Origin of the sequence: Paraburkholderia sp. RL17-381-BIF-C (assembly GCF_046026435.1) — a bacterium.
Taxonomy (GTDB): Bacteria; Pseudomonadota; Gammaproteobacteria; order Burkholderiales; family Burkholderiaceae; genus Paraburkholderia.
In genome coordinates, this window is record NZ_JARESX010000009.1 from 112,449 (window position 1) to 133,147 (window position 20,699).

Sequence of the window (20,699 nt, forward strand, 5' to 3'; positions counted from 1 at the left end):
GGCGACGCGCACGGCGCGGCTCGACCCGACAACAAGTGATCAACACGCACGCATCGTGAACTCATCGTGAACTCATCGCGAACTCAGCGCGAACTCAACGCGAACTCAACGCGCGTAAGGCCGCACCAACGCGCATTCCGGATTCAGCCTCACGCCGAAGCCTGGCGCGTCCGGCACTTTCATGCGCCCGTTCACGGGCACGGGTTCATCGAGCAACAGTGGCGTGAACATCGGCACGACTTCGTCGGCTTTGGGCGCCATCATCAGAAACTCGGCAAACGGCGAGTTGTGCCGCGTCACCACGAAGTGATAGCTATACACCGACGAACCGTGCGGCACGACCATCACATTGTGGGCATCCGCTAGCGCGGAGATCTTGATCAACTCGGTAATGCCGCCGCACCAGCCGACATCCGGTTGAATCAGATCGCAGCATTGCATCTCCAGCAACATGCGAAAGCCCCAGCGCGTTGCTTCGTGTTCGCCGGTCGACACCATCATGCCGCGTGGCACATTGCGGCGCAGTTCGGCGTAACCCCAGTAGTCGTCGGGCGGCAGGCACTCTTCGATCCATTTCAGGCCATACTCGTGCGCCGCTTGCGCGAGCCGCGTGGCATACGGCACGTCGAGGCTCATCCAGCAGTCGTACATCAGCCAGAAGTCGTCGCCCACCCGGCTGCGCATGTCCTCGAGCTTTTCCAGATTCTTTTTGAGACCTGCTTCGCCTTCGGCGGGACCGTGCTGCAACGGCAGCTTGCCGCCGATGAATCCCATCTCCTTCGCCAGATCGGGCCGCGCGCCGGTCGCATAGAACACCAGCTCGTCGCGTACCGGACCGCCCAATAGCTGGTACACCGGCTCCTTGCGCACTTTCGCGAGCAGATCCCACAACGCGAGATCAACACCCGAGATCGTATTCAGCACGACCCCTTTGCGACCGTAATACAGAGTCGAGAAGTACATCTGATCCCACATTTTCTCGATGTCGGTAACGAGTTGCCCTTCGAGAAAACGCGCGAGATGTTTCTCGACGATGAACGCGCCGATCTCGCCACCCGTCGTCACCGCAAAACCCACGGTGCCGTCGCTCGCTTCGATCTCCACCACGAGCGTGCCCAGCACATTGATACCGAATGACTGGCGGCTCTGGCGATACTCCGGATAACGCGCCATCGGCGTGGAGATGTGATCGTCGATCCAGTGTCCGCCGGGTTGGTCGTGATAATCCGCACCGCCGCCGCGGACGATGAAGGCACGCACGTGCCGAATGGTAGGCATGGCCATGTATGGAGGCTCCGTTATGAGTGCGTCGAGCGAGCGCCTAGCGGGCGCGATGCAGTAAGGTTTTGAAAGTTGCGCCCGGATGGGCGGCGTCGCGGCGCAATAGCGTGCCGATCAAAAGCGCGGCGAGCAGACTCGACATGCCCAGCACGACCAATCCCGCCGACTTCGACGAAAACGCATGTTCCGCCGCGGTGCGCAAGCTCGGCGCAATGAAACCGCCGAGCCCGCCGAGTGAATTGATCAACGCGATACCGCCCGCCGCGGCCGCGCCTGTGAGGTGACGCGTGGGAAACGTCCAGAAAAGCGGCTGCGCGGCAATGAAACCGCTCGCGGCACAACACAGCGCGAGTAAGCCGATGGACGGACTGCTCGCGAGTCCGGACACACCAATGCCGAGCCCGGCGACGATCAGCAACGCCACCGCCCAACGCCGATGCCCACCGGTGCGATCCGCGCGGCGCGGCACGTACCACGTCACAGCCAGCGCACACAGCCATGGCAGCGCCGCGACGAGACCCACACGCAAGCCGACCGTCGTTCCAAGGAACGCCGCCACCTGTTGCGGCAGATAAAAAATCACGCCATACACACTCATCTGGATCAGCAGATAGATCGCCGACAGCAGCAACACACGCCGGTCCACCAGGGCGGCCAGAATGTTATGCGGGCCGTGCGCGGACGCGACACGCGCATCGTCCTCGAGTGCGCTACGCAAGGTGGCGCGCTCCTGCGGTTCGAGCCAACGCGCGTCTTCGGGGCGATTGTCGAGATACCAGAACGCCCACACGCCCACCAGCGAAGCCAGCACGCCCTCCACCAGAAAGAGCCATTGCCAGCCGGCAAGACCCAGCGCGCCATGCAATTCGAGCAGCGACCCCGACAACGGGCTGCCCAAAATAAACGCCAGCGGCGCGCCGAAATAAAACACGCCCACCGCACGCGCCCGGGACGACTGCGGAAACCAGTGGGTGAGGTAATAGATCACGCCCGGAAAGAAACCCGCCTCGGCGACGCCGAGCAGAAACCGTAGCGTATAGAACGCGCTCGGCGTATGCGCGAGGCTCATCGCGGCCGACACGAGCCCCCATGTCACCATGATCCGGCACATCCAGGCGCGCGCGCCGACCCGATGCAACAGCAGATTGCTCGGGACTTCGAACAATGCATAGCCGACGAAAAACACGCCCGCACCGAAGGCAAACGCCGCATTCGACAAACCTGTGTCGTGCTGCAAAGCCTTTTGCGCGAAACCAATGTTGGCGCGATCGAGGAACGCCAGCACATACATCAGCAGTAGAAACGGCAGTAGCCGGCGCATTACCTTGCCGTTGATCGCCTCGAGTGAAACGGGCGCATGCGGGTCCATGTCGTCTCCTTCGCAGAGCACGCGCGGGTGGCGGCTCTGCGGGTTTCTTTTCTTGTGTAGCGCTACCGTGCTAACGCAGGTGCGACGCCGCGCCGGCTCAGTAGGTTGCGCGGCCGCCGGACAGGTCGAATACGGAAGCGGTACTGAACGCGCAGTCCTCGGACGAGAGCCACAGAATCAACGACGCCGCTTCTTCGGGCAACAGGAAGCGGTTCATGGGAATCTTCGAAAGCATGTAGTCGATGTGTTGCTGCGACATCGAATCGAAGATCTCGGTTTTAGCCGCGGCGGGCGTGACCGCATTGACGAGAATGTTCTTCGTCGCGAGTTCTTTGCCGAGCGATTTGGTCAAGCCGATGAGTCCGGCCTTGGAGGCGCTGTAGTGCGAGGCGTTAGGGTTGCCCTCCTTACCCGCCACCGAGGCGATATTGACGATCCGGCCATAGCCCTGCTTGAGCATTTGCGGCACGACCGCGCGGCAGGTCAGATACGGGCCGATCAGGTTGACATCGATCACGCGGCGCCAGATGTCGGGTTCCAGTTCCCACGTGGCGCCATTGCCGCCGGTGATGCCGGCGCAATTGATCAACACGTCGATCGCCCCGTGATCGGCAACGGTTTGCGCCACGGCCTGTGCAACGGCAGCTTCCTGTGTCAGTTCGACTGAGATCGCGGTGACTTTGCCCAATTCGCTCAGCTCACGCTGACTGCGGGCAAGACGTTCGGCGTCCACATCCCATAGCGCGACCGACGCGCCCGAGTTGAGTGCCCGCTGCGCCACTGCGTAGCCGATACCACGCGCGCCGCCGGTAATGGCGACTACGCGCCCCTCCAGATCGATTCGATTCATCGCTGTGCTCCTGTTGGCAGGCCTGAACGGCATGCCTTTGTGTTGTTGTATCCGGCTGTCTGTGCTGCTGGCCCAGCCAATATACGAGCGGCGCGATGCGCTAACAATCCGAGTATTGGAGCAGGTGATAACAAAAGTGGATCGGGAGGCGTGTGCGGTGCAGCGAACCAGTCGGCACTGGTTCTTCGTAAATCAAACCTGTCTTGGGTAAATAAACTTGTCCTGAGATTTTCTCGTAATCGAAACTGGCGTAGCTCCGCTAGTCTGTCATTCGCATTTGTAATCAAAAGTGGCCTGACGTCGGCCAAACCCCGTCCAGTGCGGGTCCGATTCCAAAAGTGGCTCACGCCTATTACGCACCACACTCTCACCAAAGTCGCGTTGAAATTTTTACAAGAACGAAGTTTATGACGCTGGTGGAGCTTCCCGAAAAACGACTTCCTTACAAATCAAACACTTACCCGCTCTGCTTGCAATCAGATCTGGCCCACGAAATTGAGATTTGCAAACAAATCTGGCCTGAGAAATCAGCCCCTAACGTACTGATTTCTATGGATTTTCTATCCAAACACCCAAATAGCTGCGAGGGCGGCTGATAAGCAACTGTCATCGAGCCTACTGCGGAGATTATCTATGGAAGTCCTGAAGCGGCTACCAATTTCGTTCCACGGGTTGAAAGCGCGCAGATGCCAGCATCCACTCAACATCGTGGGTTACAGCATATTTCGCCGGCTAGGCCCACTCCTCCACGCCACGGGATGCAAGCAACGGCTCGGCTGTCAGCGCGGACGGTCTAACTGCTCCTCAGAGCCTGATTTTTTGCTGGCATCTGTGATCGATTCTTTGCTATGGGCCCCGACAAGGGCGACCCACCCGCGCCTCATTTGTATCAGCCGCGTCCTCCATGCGATCAAGAGAGCGGCACTTGGTCTTCGCAGCAGCGCAATCGACTGGACGTAAATGGACGTGACTTGACGCGGCAGTTTTGACCCATCCGAAAGCTGGAGCTCCTTCAGTCAACTTGTGCCATCACGACAATAGTCATCGAAGACGCCCGGCGCATCGTGGCTATATGAATCGAACAATCAGCGACCGCGCAAATGAAACTCACCACCCTTTATCAACAAAAAATCCAATCCATTGAAACGTTCGTCAACAAATCAAGGTTGCCGGCGACGGTCGAGGTACAGGAATCGTTCCACGAGCGCGCCCTGCACCGCCAGCATCAGGCGACCTGCCTGGCCCATTGCATCGCTATATTTGGCGACGTCGATTTGAGCGCGGCAGACTGGGACCGACTGTACGCGCGCGCGGAAAACAGTCCACACATCGGATACAACCCACTTCAGCAAGGCCTTGATGTGGCCGCATCAGCTATCACCGGCTCCTCCATCTCTCGAAATCGTCATCCATCTGCTTGACAGCGGCCTTCAAATCTAGCGAAGTCAAAATATTACGAGCGATATCGCCTTGCCAGACCTTGCCGTCGAAAATGTGAAAAACCCAATTCGAGAACACGAAAACCCCTTTTTTGGCGTCAACCCAAAGGTGAGTTGGATGGGATACAAGGTCGAAGAAGAACCGTGCTGGAGTCCGGGAGCTAAGCTCAAGCATTGCCGCAAAAGCTGGCTCCTCCGGGAAGTGAGTATGGATTGTTTCAACTGCTATCCATGGGCGTCGGATGGACATTGCAACCGCAGGACTTTGACCAAACAGGTCATGCCGAACGATGGTCTTTGGGGCGCAAATCCGGTGGACTTCCTTGTCCCAAATATATGGCGGCAACGTTTCGATAACCGAGAATACGATCTCACCCTTGACCTTTTTCTTCAGCTGCAGGTCCCATCTCCCGAGCCGCCGTAACTCCCGAAATGTTTTGTCCACCCGATCGTTGTGCACAGGATCCGATTTCTCGCCTTGGAACACTCTAGCTCCATCGCTGTCCGGCGCATAAAAGTGCAGCGTCCCTGTCGACGAAGGTCGGACATGCACTCGGACCTGCTCACTCTCATCATATAGGAGTTGACCCTGCGCGAGGACCCGGACGTCTTGCTTTACGAGATCGTCGGCACGTATTGTCTGGCGGCGATCTTCTTCATCATAGTAAACGGCAATCGAATGCTTCAACTCAGCCATCTCAACGCACTCTCACGAAAATAAAAACCTTTTCGGTATGAAGCTTGCCGACCCTACGGAACCTTCTGCTCGTCGCACTCAGGTCTCGGACATAGTCCACCGAAAATACCCATTTGTCGGCACCTTTGGCCTCGCCAGACATCATTATGCCGGAAGGATTGGAGCTTTATCTGACTCGTCTCAGAAGGACTATGAGCCGCTTTTGGAAAGCTATCGCGGTCGGATGAGCGAGCCGAAAGCGCGCTTTGGAAGCTTTCTATGATGGACAAGAGCGCTAATTATTAGAGCTCCCGTGACATGCCGAGACACGGTGCATGTTATGAGCGACGGCACCCGTGAAGCCACCGAGCGACGAATACCGAATGAAGGATACAGAAAAAGATCAACAAAAAACGCGGACGTTCGGGCCGCGCTTTTTATGAATCAACCTGCGTGAAGTCTACTCAGCTTGCAATCAGAACCGCAGATGAGCACTCAATGAATCCAGTTCCCTGAACAGCACGTCGCGGTCCACCATCTTCACCATGCGCTTCGTGAGCAGGACAGTTACCGAGACATATTTCAAGCAAGCGCCTTCGGAGACTCGCGGTGGAACGAAATGCATTATTCCGCTGTCGGCGATTTGGGCCGCAAAGTGCAAGAAAAAATGGTCTCGTTCGGTCTCGTTCGCAACGTCGACGCGTTCATGCGGTCTGCGCATTTCACACTGAGACAGAACAAACGGAACCCGGAGAATGACGCTGTGCTCGCGCCCCTTTAGACCAATGAAGACTCTTCCTGCGCGCTGCCACGACTCAAGTGCTTTCCATATACCCTCATCCTCTGCATCAGCTAGCCAGTTGACTTGCGCGTCCCCCACTTCCAGCGTCAGGTCCATGAAGGCCCGACCGCCCTCCTCGAAGCATCCCGAGGAGAATGTACAGCGCATGGTGCTCCCGTCAGGCCGCTTGACTTCAGAAGGCTCAACGTTTGCAAACAGAATAGCGGAGTCCGGCGGGATATCACTCACCTCCGGATCATTTGCGAAAGACTGTCCCGGAAACAGAAGGCCGAACCCGGTTGAGGTTACGAGGTGAGGATGCGCGTCATGAAGGAGTGCTCGCATGCTAGCGACAACTGTAGAGTCAGTTGGCTGAAAGCGACTGAGCGATTCACCCGAGTCTCGGTTCGATAGGCTGGGCGAAGCCTCGCTGATACCTGCTTCCGGCAAGAGCGATGCGCCGTTGGCGGGTGCTAGATTCTCCATGGTCAACTCTGTCCTTCAAAAATATGTTCCGTACAGGAAAATTGATACTCGCGTTGCAATCCTTCGCAGTGGCGCGACGGCTACGCCGACTGGAATCGCCAAGCACCGCGTCCACCGCGGCCGTGCGCAGGCGCGGGGAGTCACCTATAGTCGATCGGTTTATACCGTTCATCCTGAACCACCCAGATACCCCGTCCTTCAGTGCGGGGGGACGTCAATTCAGCGTGCACAAATCTGCTCATGCAGATTGTCGTCACAGGGCAAGCGGTTGTCCCCGCTGAGGGGCGCGACGTTGCCGCCGCGGCCAGGAGGAAACCCGTTCCTTCTGCGTGCTGAGAGGCCTGCGAAATACGGGGATAGCTCTAGAGACAATGCGCGAGCCGTTCGCCCGCGCATCATTTCAATCAAGACTTAATGGAATTCATTCGCGCCATCAGCACTTTCGCGAGTGAACACAGAGGTCTCTGCGCACCGTATCGCCTTAGCAAACGCTTGCAGCCGGCTCGTCATCAGTACGTTAACAAACACACGCTTCAAAGCAACTCGCGGAATATCAGTGGTCGCCGCCATCTGTGGGATGCCGCACGTCGCTAGCCATACCGTTTTGTCCCAGACTCTCCTCGACATTTCTTCACCCGCATCAAACCGAAATTGGTTAAGAGGAATTTCCGTCGGTAGAAAATCAACCATTCCGAAGAAACACTTCTGGGTTTTGCGGGAAACAATCGTTAAAGCAAACGGAAGTTTCTCCGCGGAGGCCCACGCGTCAATCGAAGACTGTAGTTCGGGGTCGGTGAGGTCGGCGAGCCAATGCACTTGAGTTCCACCGATTTGAATACGAATGGCCATAATCCGGTCGTTAACTAACTGCTCTTCCGAAACGCGCAAGGGAACCCTTCCCATGCCGAAGCCAACGCAATGAGACGACCTTACAAGCGTCGAGTATTGCACCTGGTCAAGGATGCACGTCAAAACCGGCAAGTTTGCCGGCAAAGTTTTGGCCAACTTCGATTCAGCCCTGAACTCACAGACCGACGATAGGGAGCCGACAATTGGTACGTCGAATTCATCAGAAACGACTGATTGAACATCTTTCATTTTTTACTGTTCCTGTTTGTGATGTGAGCTACGCGGACGAAAACGTCCGCGCGCCCGTTGGCCGTGGCGTTGCGATGCTACGCACCCGTCTTCGACAAGGAGCGAGAACACCGCTGTTTCACATATAGCCACCCGCATCAAAACTTGACACAACTGAAACTTCAGACGAGCGTCTGCTTCGTGAGCACTACTGCAGCGTGGTGATGCGATCATCAAGCTCATGGTGCCGTTCGGCCGAACACCGGCGATAGCAGGGTGAATCGGTTCGCATCACCTACGGCGGCGGAGTGTGAACTGCGCGGCTAGTGCTGGCGCCCGCACTTCCCTCCCAGTACAGGCAACCGTTCGCCCTGCGAAGACCAACGGCGCAAACAAATTCGTGCGCATTAGAAGGAACGGTACCAGTGGAATGCCACGCCAGCCGTGCGCGTCCATTCCGAACTCAGGGCCGTGAGCGCAGCAAGCTTGCCCGGATTGACTTCCGGTGCGACTTTGAGGAGGTAACTGCGTGCAATCGACGCAGTGGCTGACTTTCTCGGCAAGGGGTGGGCACATCGGGGACAGGGATGTGCAATCTAGGCAGCGGCTTTATACGCCGAGAGCGGTTCCACACTTTATTATTCTGAATAGCCGAATTCTTTGATATTTGCGTATGGTACGCCCTGAGCGCCCTACCCGCGACGCTTGCGCCGATTACATTCAGAAAAGATGCGCGAACCAACGGTCGCGCATCCATTAATCAATATTTTAGTGAACGTGCGCCGCCCCGCTGCTGCCAGCAGTAGCGAACACAGGCTTGTCGGCAAAAGGATTCGCCTTGGTGAAAGCCCGCAGTCGCTGCGTCATCAGCACGTTGACGCATACCTGCCGCAAACGAATGCCCGGGATGTCCGAGGTCGCCTGAATTTGCATAACGCCGCTGGCCGCCAGTTCCGCAAGCTCGTCCCAGATTCCGTCCGGCATTTCTTTTCCCGCGTTGAACCGGAAGCGATTGATATTCAGGTCCTTGCGGGGGATATCGACGATTCCAAAAAGACAGTTCCGCTTTTTGCCGGCAGCGAATTCCAGTGCGAACGGGAGTTTTTCCGCTACGGTCCAGGTGTCGATGGTTGACCACACCTCTGGGTCCGTCATGTCGGCAAGCCAATATACCTGCGTTCCACCGATTTGAAGACGAATGGTCATAATCTGGTCACCGGCGAGCGGAATGCTTCCGAACCCGCATGCGACTTGCGGCGGCGACTTCTGGAACGACGTGGGGTCCGCCTGCTCAAGCAGACACGTCAGAACCGGGAAATCTGCCGGCAACGTTTTAGCCAACTTCGAGTCAGTTCGAAACTCCCGAACGGACGACACGGAGCCGATGGTGAACATGCCGAAGTCATTCGACACGGGTGATTGAGCGCCTTTCATTTCTACTGTTTCCTGTGTGTGATGTGAGCTACACCGACGAAGAGGTCTGCGCGCCCGTTGGCCGTGGTGCGGCGATGCTATGCGCCTGTCTTCGACAAAACGCACAAACAACGCTGCTTCACCTATAGCCACCGGCATCAAAGCTGGATTCAACTGAAATTTCAGGTCACGCTGGTTGTTGACGTCCTCCCGGCGCTGAAGGTCACGGTATTTCGGGCTTCGTGCGGATCAGATGCACTGATCGCGCAGGAACAAAGACAACCAATCACTTCAATTCTCCACACGTGTTTCCTATGCGAGCCCACCCTGCTGGTCCGCAGGTAAGCACATTGAACATCAACAGCACCTCGCTCTGCTGCGTCGGTACGGCCGCTGAGCCGAGCGGGCAGTCGTCAAAACTGCTCGGTGCTCTTTATAAACACGTGCGGCGCGCGAGCACTGACTCGGTCGTCGCAGGGGGCTTCCCGCCTCGCGCCATTACCGCACTTGCATATAATCCAACATAGGACGTGCCACCAGAGCAGCCATGCTACCCGCCCTGATAAGCGAGTCTGCTGTGACCAATCCAGAACGACGTATTGACGCTGAAACCAAATCTCGGCTTGCCTTTTACGCAGTCGTTTTCGACCTGTTCGGCACGCTATTGCAGATCGGCGATCGCCGCTCACCGTACCGCCTACTGATGCAGTGGATGCGCGACGCAGGCCGGCGGCCGCTGCCCGACGATGCGGCCCGGCTCATGTCCCGGCCGGCGCCACTCAGCGACGTCGGCACATTGTTTGGCGTCGAGCTGCCGGACGACCTACTTGCCACGGCACAGCGGGCACTGGAGGACGAGGTCAACTCACTACGCCTGTTCCCCGACACGGTGATGAGCGTTGCTCTGCTGCGCGACGCCGGTGTGCGCGTGGGCATCTGTTCGAACCTCGCGTCTCCCTACGGCGATGCGGCGAAAGCTCTGCTACCCATGATGGACGCCTATGCGTGGAGCTATGAAGCCGGCGCGGTCAAGCCAGACCCGGCAATCTATCAACACGTCCTCGATCAGTTGGGCTGTGCAGCTCACGACGTCCTGTTCATTGGCGACACGCCCGCTGCGGACATCGACGGCCCTCGGGCTTTCGGCATGAGCGCAAGGCTCATCGACAGGAAGGCTGGCCAGTCACTGAACTCTGTGCTCTCGGATCTGCTGTAGTTTGGTCGTGCGCCCTTTGGTCCTTAGCGCGAGACGGCAGCGGTCCTACAAGATTGCCCACGTCTGAATGCTGGTATCAACCAGCGCGTGCCGCATTATCCGGTGCCGCGCTCTGGAAGGCTTGGTACAAAATGCCACACATCCCACAGACGGTAACCCGTCCCGCAGCTGGTCGCTATATAATCAAACCCTGCATGATATGGAGCGCAGCATGAGCCAATCTGAACATCGCAATCCGCCAGCGAACGCGGCGACACAGGACACTCTCGCTTTCAAGTACATCGACACGTTGGTGCAGAAGCACAGTTCAAACGCGGCGGCCGGCCGCCGATTGGACGTGCAACTGAAGCAAGACGCTACGTTTACCGCCGTCGACTACACGCTGGCAAAGCGCAGGTAAATTTTACCGATTTCAAGGAGCCGGGCACTAGCCCGGTTTTTTTATGCTCGAATTCTATTCGTCTGACGATATCAAGCGCCAAAATGGGGATCACGGTGTAGATCTCAGCCGGGAAACTGGCCGCACTGCCTTCCGGAAAGATTATGCACGCTTGTTGCATGCGCCATCATTTCGTCGCCTGCAAGGCAAAACCCAGCTCTTCCCCGGCTCCGAGTCTGACTTCTTCAGAAATCGGCTGACGCACTCGCTCGAGGTCGCTCAGATCGCGGGCGGGATTGCCGCCCGCCTGAATCACCTGCCAGAGGCACGCCATTTCGGTGATGGTATCGACCTCGATCTCGTTGAGTTTGCCTCGCTGGCTCATGATCTCGGGCATCCGCCCTTTGGTCACAACGGTGAAGCCGCTCTCGACGAGCTGATGGTCGCGCATGGCGGCTTCGAGGGCAATGCACAGACACTGCGGATCGTGTCCACAACTGAACAGAAGCTGGTAACAAACCCGACTGGAGAACCATCGAACGCATATGGCCTAAATCTGACCATGCGTGCGCTCGCGGCGGTGCTTAAGTATGACCGGCCGATCCCGCTCGAACGGCGGGACGGGGCATCCCTGGTAAAGGGATACTATGACAGCGAGACGGAACTGGTCGCAGCCGTCAAGAACGCAGTTGCACCGGGTTACGTCGGAGAGTTCAAGACGATTGAATGCTCGATCATGGACCTTGCCGACGACATTGCATACTCGACGTATGACCTCGAAGACTCGTTGCACGCTGGATTTGTGACGCCGTACTCGCTGTTCGACGCCCTTGAAAACCGCGGCGAAATCGCGCTCGCCGTTTTCGACAAGACAAACAAGGCACTCGCAGATTCAGGATACGAACCGCTTGACAATCCTGGCCAGCTTACCGACTGTATCGAGGAAGTGTTCAAGGGTCTGCAGCCGCAGAACGGTGTGTCCACGAACACCGGTGTGGCCAACAAGTTCCGGGCGGGCGCGAACGCATGGCTGCGCGACCGACAGCTGGCAAGTAATTCCCTTGCGCGCAATCAGTTCACTGCCCAACGCGTTGGCTCCCTCATCGACTCTGTCGAGGTGAAGATCAACGAAACATATCCAAAGCTGTCCAAAGTCATGCTCGGCCGCGAAGCTCTTCTACGGGTCGAGGTACTGAAGCACCTGAACTTTCAGCTTGTGATCCGTTCATCCCGCCTTGCCGTAGTCGAGCACCGTGGCAAGGACGTCGTGCGCGATCTGTTCCAGGCGTTTAGCGATACGGGTGGTCGCTTACTGCCAGACGACTGGCAAGTCGAATATCGAACAGCGGACAGCGATGCAGCGAAAGCACGTGTTGTCTGCGACTTCGTTGCCGGCATGACTGACCGCTATGCCGCCGAGATGCACGACCGCCTGTTCGGCAAGGGTATGTCGATTTTCAAGCCTCTCTAACCACCTGTATTCTTCTGAGGTGCCGGTGCGCCACGTGGCGCATCGAAGCAACACGCCCCGCACGCAGCGCAACTGCGTTGCCGACGTAATTGAGCGGCATCACGGCACGGAAGCTGAAATTGCAGCAATAGAGAACTGATTATGACTGAGAGCAGAGATAGAAGCTTCAACGAACTGCGAATTGCCTGCCGACATCGGCTCGATTCGCTCGAAATGTGGCTGAGAAGAATTGTTCATGAGCAGCTGTCGAAGGCCTACGGGGCTGACTATTTATCCGCAACTGTGGCAGAAGGCGAACACCTCTTTTCAAATACCACACGCACGCAGGCGGAAAAGCGGCTGCGTGCGGCGACCCCGCCCTACGCACGAAAGGTTGCCTGAAGTCCCACGTGGGCGATCGTGGGCGTGTGCCACGTTAAATTTGTTCGAAACTGCTTCTATAGCCACGCGTCAACATCGCACTCACGCCAACGCAGCAAACGCGTGCCCGGGATATGCAATCTCGGCGGTACTGCCGACGGCTTGCGGCGAATGTCTTTTCGACTCGTTTCAGGGCTGCGGCCAAGTAGCGCGGCAAGGTCGCCAAGCTCGAGAAGTTTCATGCGTGTCTCCGAGGAGGTTTCAGGGACACGAGCGGGCCTTAACGGCCTCGACGTGCCGTTACGCGACTCGAATCGACATTACAGCGCCTATAGCACAAAGTTTTATCGATCTTCGGAAGCCGCGGCTGAACTCGGGCCTCCGCACTTTCTCCAGGCTCATGGTCGCCTCCGTGACAGCGATCACGGCAGCAACGCAGGCGGCCGGCAACCTGCTCTCGATTGCTCCCAAATTGGCGTCAAACGGGGAACCATGAGTCACGAACGGTATCGCTCCGACTTGGAGGTCGGCCTTGATGATCTAGCAACATGCGGTTGGCAGGAAGCAATCAAGGAGGTGGCTGACGCGGATTATTCAGCCCTCTGGAACGCACTCGCAGTCGCTGCGCAGAAGGCTTTGGAACATCAAGAGTTTAAACGTGCGAAAGTGCTTTGGCTCTTGGCAGAAGCGTCGTCGATGATGCTCAAGCCATCTGCGACGCATCAGCCGTTTCTCGTAATGGGCGAGTCACGTTCGCCTAATATCGATGATTTCACCGATGCTGACGTTATGTTTTTTGCGGACGCATCCTTCGAAATTGGCAACAACTGGTTGAGAGCGAGACTCGCAGATGTCGTCTGGACGCGAAAGCGGGCAATGAGGGTCACCACGACTTCCGGTATGAAGTGGATAAGGTGGTCGAAGCGCCATCCACTCGATTGAAGGCCGAGTTCTCCGCGTGGATTCGCAGCCTGCATATACTCGAGCCCGGTGAGGTGGCCTTCCGTAATACTCTGCCCGTTCTGCTCGCGTGAGGCCACGGCAAGGCGCGCCTTTAGCGAGGTTATAGCCGGAAGGGCAAAATCGCGCATTCGGGAACATTGCGCCATCTGAAACTCCAGTGCGTCCTCGCCTCAAAAATCGCCGGGACGTCTCCGCGTGGCTTCCGAAGAGCGGGCAAAGATAGCCCTCCGTCGAATACACGGATGCGGCAATACATAAGCTGACAATGCAATGGCCAATGCCACGCTTCCTACTGGATAATGCTCGGAGACCATTCGAGGCACTCGGCGTGCAGACCACGAGGGAATGCAGTTCATCGACGTGGCACGGCTCTACACGCTGGCAACGAAATGCGTTTTCTTGAACATCTCATCGCCGATGCAGAGCAGATCAGGACATATATCCCTCGATAGCGGACAAGCAGTTGTGCTCCCGGTCAACTATATGCGATCTTATCGGACACGTCGGAACGTGTGAGCCAAGTTTATCGCTCACCATACACCGCCGACCTCTTACTGATTGAGCCGAGTGATGACACTGCTGAAGTTATTGAGGCCTTGGGAGCCCTCGTTTGTTTTCGTTACAGTCTTTCTGCTGACTGCAGCGTTATTTGTTCGAGGCACTCGGCGGCTTCAGCCGTCGATTGGACGACGAGTCGCGTTTTGGATTGGAATGATTCTTTTCTACGTCTCTCTTCACACTCGAGTCGACTACTACGCTGAGCATCAGTTTTCCATTCATCGACTGCAACATCTCGTCCTTCACCATCTCGCGCCGCTGTTGATCATGGCTGCATATCCGGGAAGCGTAATGCGCGCCGGATTACCTTTACACGCTCGCATCAAGCTCAGGCGGCTCCAGCGACACCGCTCTTACCGTGTCTTGGGATCGGTGCTTCTGCGCCCAAGCATCATCACTATCGCGTTTTTAGCTTCGATAGTTCTTTGGCTAATTCCGCCTGTCCAATTCATCGCAATGCTCGACTGGCGGCTCTACTTTGCAATGAACTGGTCCGTCGCAGTCACCGGTCTCATTTATTGGTGGATGGTACTAGATCACCGGCAACATCCGCCTGCCCGTCTGAGTCCCGGTATGCGCGTGATGTCGCCCGTCATTACTATGACGCCACAAATCCTCCTTGGTGCCATGATTGCGTTCTCGTCACGAGACTTGTATCCAATATTCACCATTTGCGGTCGAGCGTTCACGGACGTCAGCGCAGAACTCGACCAGAGTTTGGGTGGGCTCATCATGTGGATCCCTGCAGCGGTTTTGGAGGCAGTGGGTGCATTATTGGCTTTGCGCCGCATGATGCACCTGTCCGAGCGCCCGAGAGCGCTCAGATCGACGAGCGTACAAAACACTGCGATAATTTCATAGCCGTTGTTTTAACATTCGCTTTTTCTCTGGCAACCTGCCTTTGCAATCGCGGTGCGAAGAGCGGCACTGTCACGTTGCAGAGATGATCGAGTAAGGTCGGGGGATGAAGAATGCAAAATCGCTTTACCACGGTCATCGCTTTCCGGCGGCGGTCATCAGTTGCGCCGTACGCTGGTATTTCAGGTTTCAGCTCAGCCTGCGTGATATCGAAGAACTGCTGTTCGATCGCGGGGTTATCGTCAGCTACGAAACAGTCCGACGCTGGTGCGATAAGTTCGGTGCGGGCTTCGCACACCGTGTGAAAGCGGCGCGTCGCAGGCCCGGCACCACGTGGCACCTTGACGAAGTCTTTGTGACGTTGCGCGGAGAGCCTTACCTGTTGTGGCGCGCCGTCGATCAACACGGTGCCGAACTCGATATCTTGCTACAGAAGCGCCGCGACAAGGCTGCAGCGAAGCGGTTTTTCAAGCGCGTGCTTGCCTCGTTTACTGAGGCACCGCGCAAGATCGTGACTGACCAGCTGCGCAGCTATCCGGCGGCGAAAGCCGAGATTCCCGAACTGGCTCACGTCAGGCACGTTTTCGTCAAAGCCAGCGCGCGGTTCAATAACCGGGCAGAAAACAGCCATCAGCCGACGCGCGAACGCGAGCGACGCATGCGTGGCTTCCGCGATATTGAACACGCAGGCTTTCTTGTCGAGCTTCGGTCCGATCCGGCAGCACTTCGCGCTCAAGCGACATCTGCTATGCGCCTCACTCCATCGCAAACATCTCGCCGCACGCTTTGCCGCCTGGCATCGCTTCACTGAGGCCACCCAAGATCCGTCCGTTTTCTGAGAAAGCGTGTGTCCTCTCCGCAATTGCGCCGCGAACAATTTAACGTGACAGTGCCGCTCCGACTGTGCCCGCCCGCTGGTTCGCCCCGCGCTAACGCACAAGTTCGCCTCAAGTTAAAAGGGTTGGATCAATTTCTTAAGCCGAACTCGATGACGATTTTTGAGGTAAGTTCGTCCTTTTCGCCATGCTCGGAATCCGACATCATTCAATGGTGCGGTTGGTATATTGGCTATCCAACCCGTCGAGCGACTAGTCTTTGGAGGGTGAAGATCGCTATGGCTGATGAGATATCTGACGGAATCGCGGCAACAAGGGACGTTGCATTCGTCGTCTTCCCAGGTTTTCAGATTCAGGATTTGAGTGGCCCGCTTTCAGCATTCGAGATTGCAGGAAATGTCAGTGCACACGGCGCCTATCGTTGCACAGTCGTCTCACTCACCGGAGGAGAAGTAGTTTCCTCGGCTGGTTTGGGCGTGGTCACGCAGAAAATTCAGCGAAAACCCTTGGACACGCTTATAGTAGTGGGAGGCGCGGTGTCTGCACACCCTGATGCGCTGGGCCCTGTCGCCGATCAGCTTGCCATAGCTAGTGTGAACGGCAGCCGTCGTATCGCCAGCGTTTGTACTGGCGCCTTCATACTTGCCTCCGCTGGGCTCCTGGATGGAAGACGCGCAACTACTCACTGGAAACACGCATCGCACCTGCGCCATCAGTACCCGAAGGTGAAAGTCGAAGGCGACCGCATTTTTACAAAAGACGGCCCGATTTGGACCTCGGCTGGGGTCACGGCTGGTATCGATCTAGCCCTTGCCATGATTGAAGAGGATCTTGGGAGTTCCGTGTCGCATGCGACCGCGCAAATGCTGGTCGTATATCATCGGCGCCCCGGCGGTCAATCTCAATTCTCCGCGTTGGCGGACATGGAACCCGCGTCAGATCGAATCCGCGACGTGCTCACCTACATTCGTGAACACTTAACCGAACCCTTGTCAACGGAGCAACTCGCTGCCATTGCTTGTCTGAGTCCTCGTCAGTTTGGACGCACTTTCCTTACTGAGACGGGAGAAACACCAGCTAAAGCCGTCGAGCGGCTTCGAGTTGAGGTCGCCAGACAACGCGTGGAAAGCGGCGGTGAGCCGATTGAAATAATCGCAAGTTCCGTCGGTTTCTCGGACCCCGAGCGAATGCGTCGTGCCTTCATCAGAGTAATCGGTCATCCACCACAGACCATTCGCCGGATGGCCGGACAGGACGCGCCTGTACTTCATCGGGTAGAAGGGCAAATTTGTGCTGAGTCGGCATAAGTGAACTTGTCGTGCAGGCAAGGAATCGAGCCTCCTCGATTTCGCGTACAGCAGGAATGTTGCACGGAGGCTATTACAGTCGACGACGCACGCAGACATCCATTGGCTTTCTTAGTCCTGTCGACTACGAAGCCGCGCTAATCGCTGCATTACCTGCTGTACGTGGAAACGAGCCAAGGTCAAGAATCCGCTGGTCTGGCAAAACTCAATCGATCTTCGCCGGCACGGCTGCGTTGTTACCACACTACAGCTGATCTCTTTCACTTTAGTGATGATCCAGGTGCAGCGATATGTTGTCGGCGCCCGATTCGCCTCACAGTTGATCGACCAGCAAAGCAGGAATGGCTGAATAGACCGCTCGTCCAAGTAACGGATGAGGCACACCAGTTGTTGTACCTCTTTCCCCGAGATCGTCCACAAATTGTCGTCTGGCCTACGCAGTTGCACGACGGACGCGGATTACGCCGGCGCGAAGGTCACCGGCGGCATCGGCGCTATGTTGACCGACAGTTGGAACACATCCGGCCGCGAGTAGTGGCCGACCACATCGAAGTCGAGATTGCTGGCGCGACCGATACTCGTATCGATCTCCGTGTACAGAATCGTCTCAGTGTCGAATACCGAACCAGCGAGCACCTTGCCGAGCGGATCGACGATTATGCTGCCGCCGTACATGATGAAATCGTCGGCTTGCTTCCATCTCGAAATCTTCGCGATAGAACGATGGATACTCGCCCAACCGGATTGCCTGACACGCACTCAACACGTGCATGCGCCCTTCGAGCGCGATATGCACCATCGACGGCGCCCAAGTCGCGCGATCGTCCGCAGTCGGCGCGCAATATATCTCCGTGCCTTGCGCATACATGGCCTGCCGCAACGCGGGCATATAGTTTTCCCAGCAAATCACCGTACCGAACGTACCGAGAGTCGAGTCGACCGGCGCGATTGTCGGGCCGTCGCCGAAGCCCCAGATAGTGCGCTCCTGCCCGGTCGGCATCAGCTTGCGATGGTGGCCCGCCACGCCTCTGCCCGGCACCAGCGTGACGCTCGTGCAATAGAGCGTGCGGCCTGAGCGCTCGATCACACCCATCACCACCTGCATTCCCGTTTCCGTCGCGACCTCGGCGAGCAGCGCGAGCTCGGGGCCGTCGAGTATCACCGCGTCCTCCATGTAGTGCAGAAAATGCGCGCGACCCGCGTCAGTCCGCTTGCCGACCCAGTCGAACGACGCCCCCTTCGGATAACCTGATAAAACGTCATAAGCAGCTTGAGGCCCCGCGTACGACGTGGGACACACCATATCTATCGCTCCCAGTGATCATGTTCGGAATACCGTTTTCGTGACGCGCGCTGCTCTTTTTCGCTGCGGAACTTCGAACGCTCGGATGCGGACACCCTCACCCTACGAAAAACTGCAAAACCGGCAATTCATGACTTAATGCACCTTAGTCGTTGGACGTCCGTATCCAACAATGGCTCGATAACGATATAAGAACAACGGCTACGAATGCTGCAGTCGACGCACGAGCACTGAGCCACGGCGACCTTTAGACGTGTTGTCCACCGTTGACATGAATCTCTGCGCCGTTGATGTAAGACGCTTCGTTCGAGCACAAAAACAAGATAACCCGGGCAACCTCGTCTGGATCGCCCAGTCGTTTCATTGGAATATCCGATTTGACAATCTCTTCAGTGCCCGGTGAAAGAATACTGGTATCTATCTCGCCCGGCGCGACAGCATTCACTCGAATTCCGGTGCTACCAAATTCGAAAGCCTGCTCACGTGTAAGAGTCGCGAGCGCAGCTTTCGAGCACGCGTAGGCAGCGCCAGCAAACGGATGAACCCTTGACCCTACGATTGAAGTTACGTTGACGATAGCCCCTTTGGTCGCTTTCAACTCTGGTATCAGGAGACGCGAGAGTATCGCCGCAGAAAATAAATTCACATTGAACACCGAGATCCAATCTTCGTACTGAGTCTGCAATATATCCATCCGGGCCCCGCCAGCGAGTTTTGGTGACACAGCCGCATTGTTCACAATCGCATACAGACCAGCGCCCCCCAATCGACGACGAATCTCCTGCGCCAGCGACGCATAGGAACTGGCGTCCGCCAAATCACCCTGTATATGATTCTCTTGTCCTGCCGGCCACGGGCAGTCCGACGTAAATGGTGCCCTCGATATGGTAAGAACACGCCAACCGCTCTCATGGAACAAGCGAACCGTCGCGTGACCAATCCCCCGGCTCGCGCCTGTCAGCAGTAAAGTCTTCGGCGAACCGCCGGACTCAATGTCTTCTGACATGACATCTCCTAGCAAAATCCGACCTTTTTGTATAACGCTTCCTAGATGAAAAACCATCGCTTTCCACACACATCACCCGCGTTCTCCGATGAATCATGGCTAATCAATTTTTCATATACTTATGGCGCAGCAGCTTCACTCTCATTTCACGACTTCAATCGAATTCGTTCTGACATCGGTCACCCACCACCTCGGATCAATCGCACTCAAAAGAAAAAAGGGATAGTCCGAAAAGACGCTATCTCCTCTGGACTTTCAACTATTAGGTGAAAATTAACAATCATTCGTTACTTTCACTGAGTAGATCCAATTCCCGGTTCCCATTTACCGCACATTTGCCAACGCCACCTTCTGTTGACAGATCGGTGCGAAGACGAAGCCATGTTGTCACACCACTCCTCGGACTCTCCTAGTCTCGCGACAATCCACTCGCGCGAAGAATGAGAACCTACACCTCATGCTATTCAGTGAGACGGTGAACGTGGGATTGGTAATCAAAGGTTTTTTCTGGCGAACGCGCGATGCCGATCAAAAGCATGGATACATCATCGCGCTGCTGATACATCGACCACCACCCAGACGGTCCTGCGTTCGCTGGTGGTGTCGATCAGAATGGAGGATCGATCCGATGTCGCGGACGAGGTCTGCGCGGAGGAAAGGACTTCAATCGCGGCGGCTCTACTAATCTGAGCCGTTGATCGTCGTACATGTAGCACTCTCGCCGGGTATTCTCCGCCAAGAAGCGCTGCCTCCATGGCAGGACCCTTGCAAAGCGTCTTTCCGACACCTTCGCATGAGCTTTGCTGCGCATCATGCGTCCGATAGAACCGGTGCGTATGATTGTCTACCCAAGCTGGGGCGATAGACGGTCAACGATCGAGCGACAGCATGTGAGAGCTCCACTCCATTGTCCTCTCCAACCATCGCCAGCGCCATTTCCACTCCCGCTGTGATGCCGGCAGACCTCCATACGTAGTCGTCGACTCTATCGGGCTTATAGCAGGACGCTCCCGTGAACACGCCACCAATTCGCGTCACACGTCCCTTCAGCGCATCACAGTTGGCTATTG

Annotated in this window: 18 protein-coding genes and 1 pseudogene; 8 read left to right on the forward strand and 11 right to left on the reverse strand. The window is 56.7% G+C overall.

Annotated elements, in window-relative coordinates; all coding sequences use genetic code 11:
• Positions 1-105 precede the first annotated feature (105 nt).
• The 3 genes from rhmD to P0D70_RS08875 all read right to left on the reverse strand — a co-directional run bounded on the left by rhmD (position 106) and on the right by P0D70_RS08875 (position 3,500).
• The gene (rhmD, locus tag P0D70_RS08865; RefSeq protein ID WP_408184143.1) at positions 106-1,284 is read right to left on the reverse strand and encodes an L-rhamnonate dehydratase; all 1,179 of its coding nucleotides are present in this window, start codon (positions 1,282-1,284) and stop codon (positions 106-108) included.
• 37 nt (positions 1,285-1,321) lie between these two features.
• Positions 1,322-2,650 (reverse strand): MFS transporter, encoded by a 1,329-nt coding sequence (locus P0D70_RS08870; protein WP_408184144.1) that lies wholly within the window; start codon positions 2,648-2,650, stop codon positions 1,322-1,324.
• Positions 2,651-2,747: 97 nt separating this feature from the next.
• Positions 2,748-3,500, reverse strand: coding sequence for an SDR family NAD(P)-dependent oxidoreductase (locus P0D70_RS08875; RefSeq protein WP_408184145.1), 753 nt, complete (start codon positions 3,498-3,500; stop codon positions 2,748-2,750).
• A 1,100-nt stretch (positions 3,501-4,600) separates the two neighbouring features.
• Here P0D70_RS08875 and P0D70_RS08880 point away from each other — a divergent pair.
• Positions 4,601-4,921 (forward strand): hypothetical protein, encoded by a 321-nt coding sequence (locus P0D70_RS08880; RefSeq protein WP_408184146.1) that lies wholly within the window; start codon positions 4,601-4,603, stop codon positions 4,919-4,921.
• Here P0D70_RS08880 and P0D70_RS08885 read toward each other — a convergent pair.
• The 4 genes from P0D70_RS08885 to P0D70_RS08900 all read right to left on the reverse strand — a co-directional run bounded on the left by P0D70_RS08885 (position 4,878) and on the right by P0D70_RS08900 (position 9,393).
• Positions 4,878-5,636, reverse strand: a complete 759-nt coding sequence (locus P0D70_RS08885) for a hypothetical protein (RefSeq protein WP_408184147.1) — start codon at positions 5,634-5,636, stop codon at positions 4,878-4,880. The two genes, P0D70_RS08880 and P0D70_RS08885, sit on opposite strands and share 44 nt — an antisense overlap.
• A gap of 454 nt (positions 5,637-6,090) precedes the next feature.
• Positions 6,091-6,882: a hypothetical protein gene (locus tag P0D70_RS08890; RefSeq protein ID WP_408184148.1), complete on the reverse strand. Its 792-nt coding sequence runs from the start codon at positions 6,880-6,882 to the stop codon at positions 6,091-6,093.
• Between the two features lie 411 nt (positions 6,883-7,293).
• Positions 7,294-7,980, reverse strand: a complete 687-nt coding sequence (locus tag P0D70_RS08895) for a hypothetical protein (protein ID WP_408184149.1) — start codon at positions 7,978-7,980, stop codon at positions 7,294-7,296.
• 747 nt (positions 7,981-8,727) lie between these two features.
• Complete coding sequence (locus P0D70_RS08900) at positions 8,728-9,393, reverse strand: hypothetical protein (RefSeq protein WP_408184150.1); 666 nt, start codon at positions 9,391-9,393, stop codon at positions 8,728-8,730.
• Between the two features lie 556 nt (positions 9,394-9,949).
• Between P0D70_RS08900 and P0D70_RS08905 the strand changes: the two genes are divergently transcribed.
• The 3 genes from P0D70_RS08905 to dgt all read left to right on the forward strand — a co-directional run bounded on the left by P0D70_RS08905 (position 9,950) and on the right by dgt (position 12,438).
• Positions 9,950-10,588, forward strand: coding sequence for an HAD family hydrolase (locus P0D70_RS08905; protein ID WP_408184151.1), 639 nt, complete (start codon positions 9,950-9,952; stop codon positions 10,586-10,588).
• 211 nt (positions 10,589-10,799) lie between these two features.
• The gene (locus P0D70_RS08910) at positions 10,800-10,988 is read left to right on the forward strand and encodes a hypothetical protein (protein ID WP_408184152.1); all 189 of its coding nucleotides are present in this window, start codon (positions 10,800-10,802) and stop codon (positions 10,986-10,988) included.
• Between the two features lie 43 nt (positions 10,989-11,031).
• Positions 11,032-12,438, forward strand: a complete 1,407-nt coding sequence (gene dgt / locus P0D70_RS08915; RefSeq protein WP_408184153.1) for a dGTP triphosphohydrolase — start codon at positions 11,032-11,034, stop codon at positions 12,436-12,438.
• 99 nt (positions 12,439-12,537) lie between these two features.
• On the opposite strand, the gene P0D70_RS08920 is transcribed toward dgt, so the two are convergent.
• On the reverse strand, positions 12,538-12,675 hold the full coding sequence (locus tag P0D70_RS08920; RefSeq protein WP_408184154.1) for a hypothetical protein: 138 nt from the start codon (positions 12,673-12,675) through the stop codon (positions 12,538-12,540).
• A 615-nt stretch (positions 12,676-13,290) separates the two neighbouring features.
• On the opposite strand from P0D70_RS08920, the gene P0D70_RS08925 reads away from it, so the two are divergent.
• The 4 genes and pseudogenes from P0D70_RS08925 (at position 13,291) to P0D70_RS08940 (ending at position 17,320) form a co-directional block, all read left to right on the forward strand.
• Positions 13,291-13,740 carry a DUF7380 domain-containing protein gene (locus P0D70_RS08925; protein WP_408184155.1) on the forward strand — a complete coding sequence of 150 codons (450 nt, stop codon included), beginning with the start codon at positions 13,291-13,293 and terminating at the stop codon, positions 13,738-13,740.
• Between the two features lie 591 nt (positions 13,741-14,331).
• On the forward strand, positions 14,332-15,180 hold the full coding sequence (locus P0D70_RS08930) for a cytochrome c oxidase assembly protein (RefSeq protein ID WP_408184156.1): 849 nt from the start codon (positions 14,332-14,334) through the stop codon (positions 15,178-15,180).
• Positions 15,181-15,283: 103 nt separating this feature from the next.
• Positions 15,284-16,016: pseudogene (locus P0D70_RS08935) on the forward strand (IS6 family transposase).
• Between the two features lie 275 nt (positions 16,017-16,291).
• Positions 16,292-17,320, forward strand: a complete 1,029-nt coding sequence (locus P0D70_RS08940; protein ID WP_408184175.1) for a GlxA family transcriptional regulator — start codon at positions 16,292-16,294, stop codon at positions 17,318-17,320.
• A 459-nt stretch (positions 17,321-17,779) separates the two neighbouring features.
• On the opposite strand, the gene P0D70_RS08945 is transcribed toward P0D70_RS08940, so the two are convergent.
• From P0D70_RS08945 to P0D70_RS08955, 3 genes are all read right to left on the reverse strand, one after another.
• Positions 17,780-17,995 carry a nitrilase-related carbon-nitrogen hydrolase gene (locus tag P0D70_RS08945; protein WP_408184157.1) on the reverse strand — a complete coding sequence of 72 codons (216 nt, stop codon included), beginning with the start codon at positions 17,993-17,995 and terminating at the stop codon, positions 17,780-17,782.
• Entirely contained in the window at positions 17,928-18,623 is a 696-nt protein-coding gene (locus P0D70_RS08950) for a nitrilase-related carbon-nitrogen hydrolase (protein WP_408184158.1), read from the reverse strand. The genes P0D70_RS08945 and P0D70_RS08950 overlap by 68 nt, the downstream gene beginning before the upstream one ends.
• Before the next feature lie 247 nt (positions 18,624-18,870).
• Complete coding sequence (locus tag P0D70_RS08955) at positions 18,871-19,629, reverse strand: SDR family NAD(P)-dependent oxidoreductase (RefSeq protein ID WP_408184159.1); 759 nt, start codon at positions 19,627-19,629, stop codon at positions 18,871-18,873.
• Positions 19,630-20,699 lie beyond the last annotated feature (1,070 nt).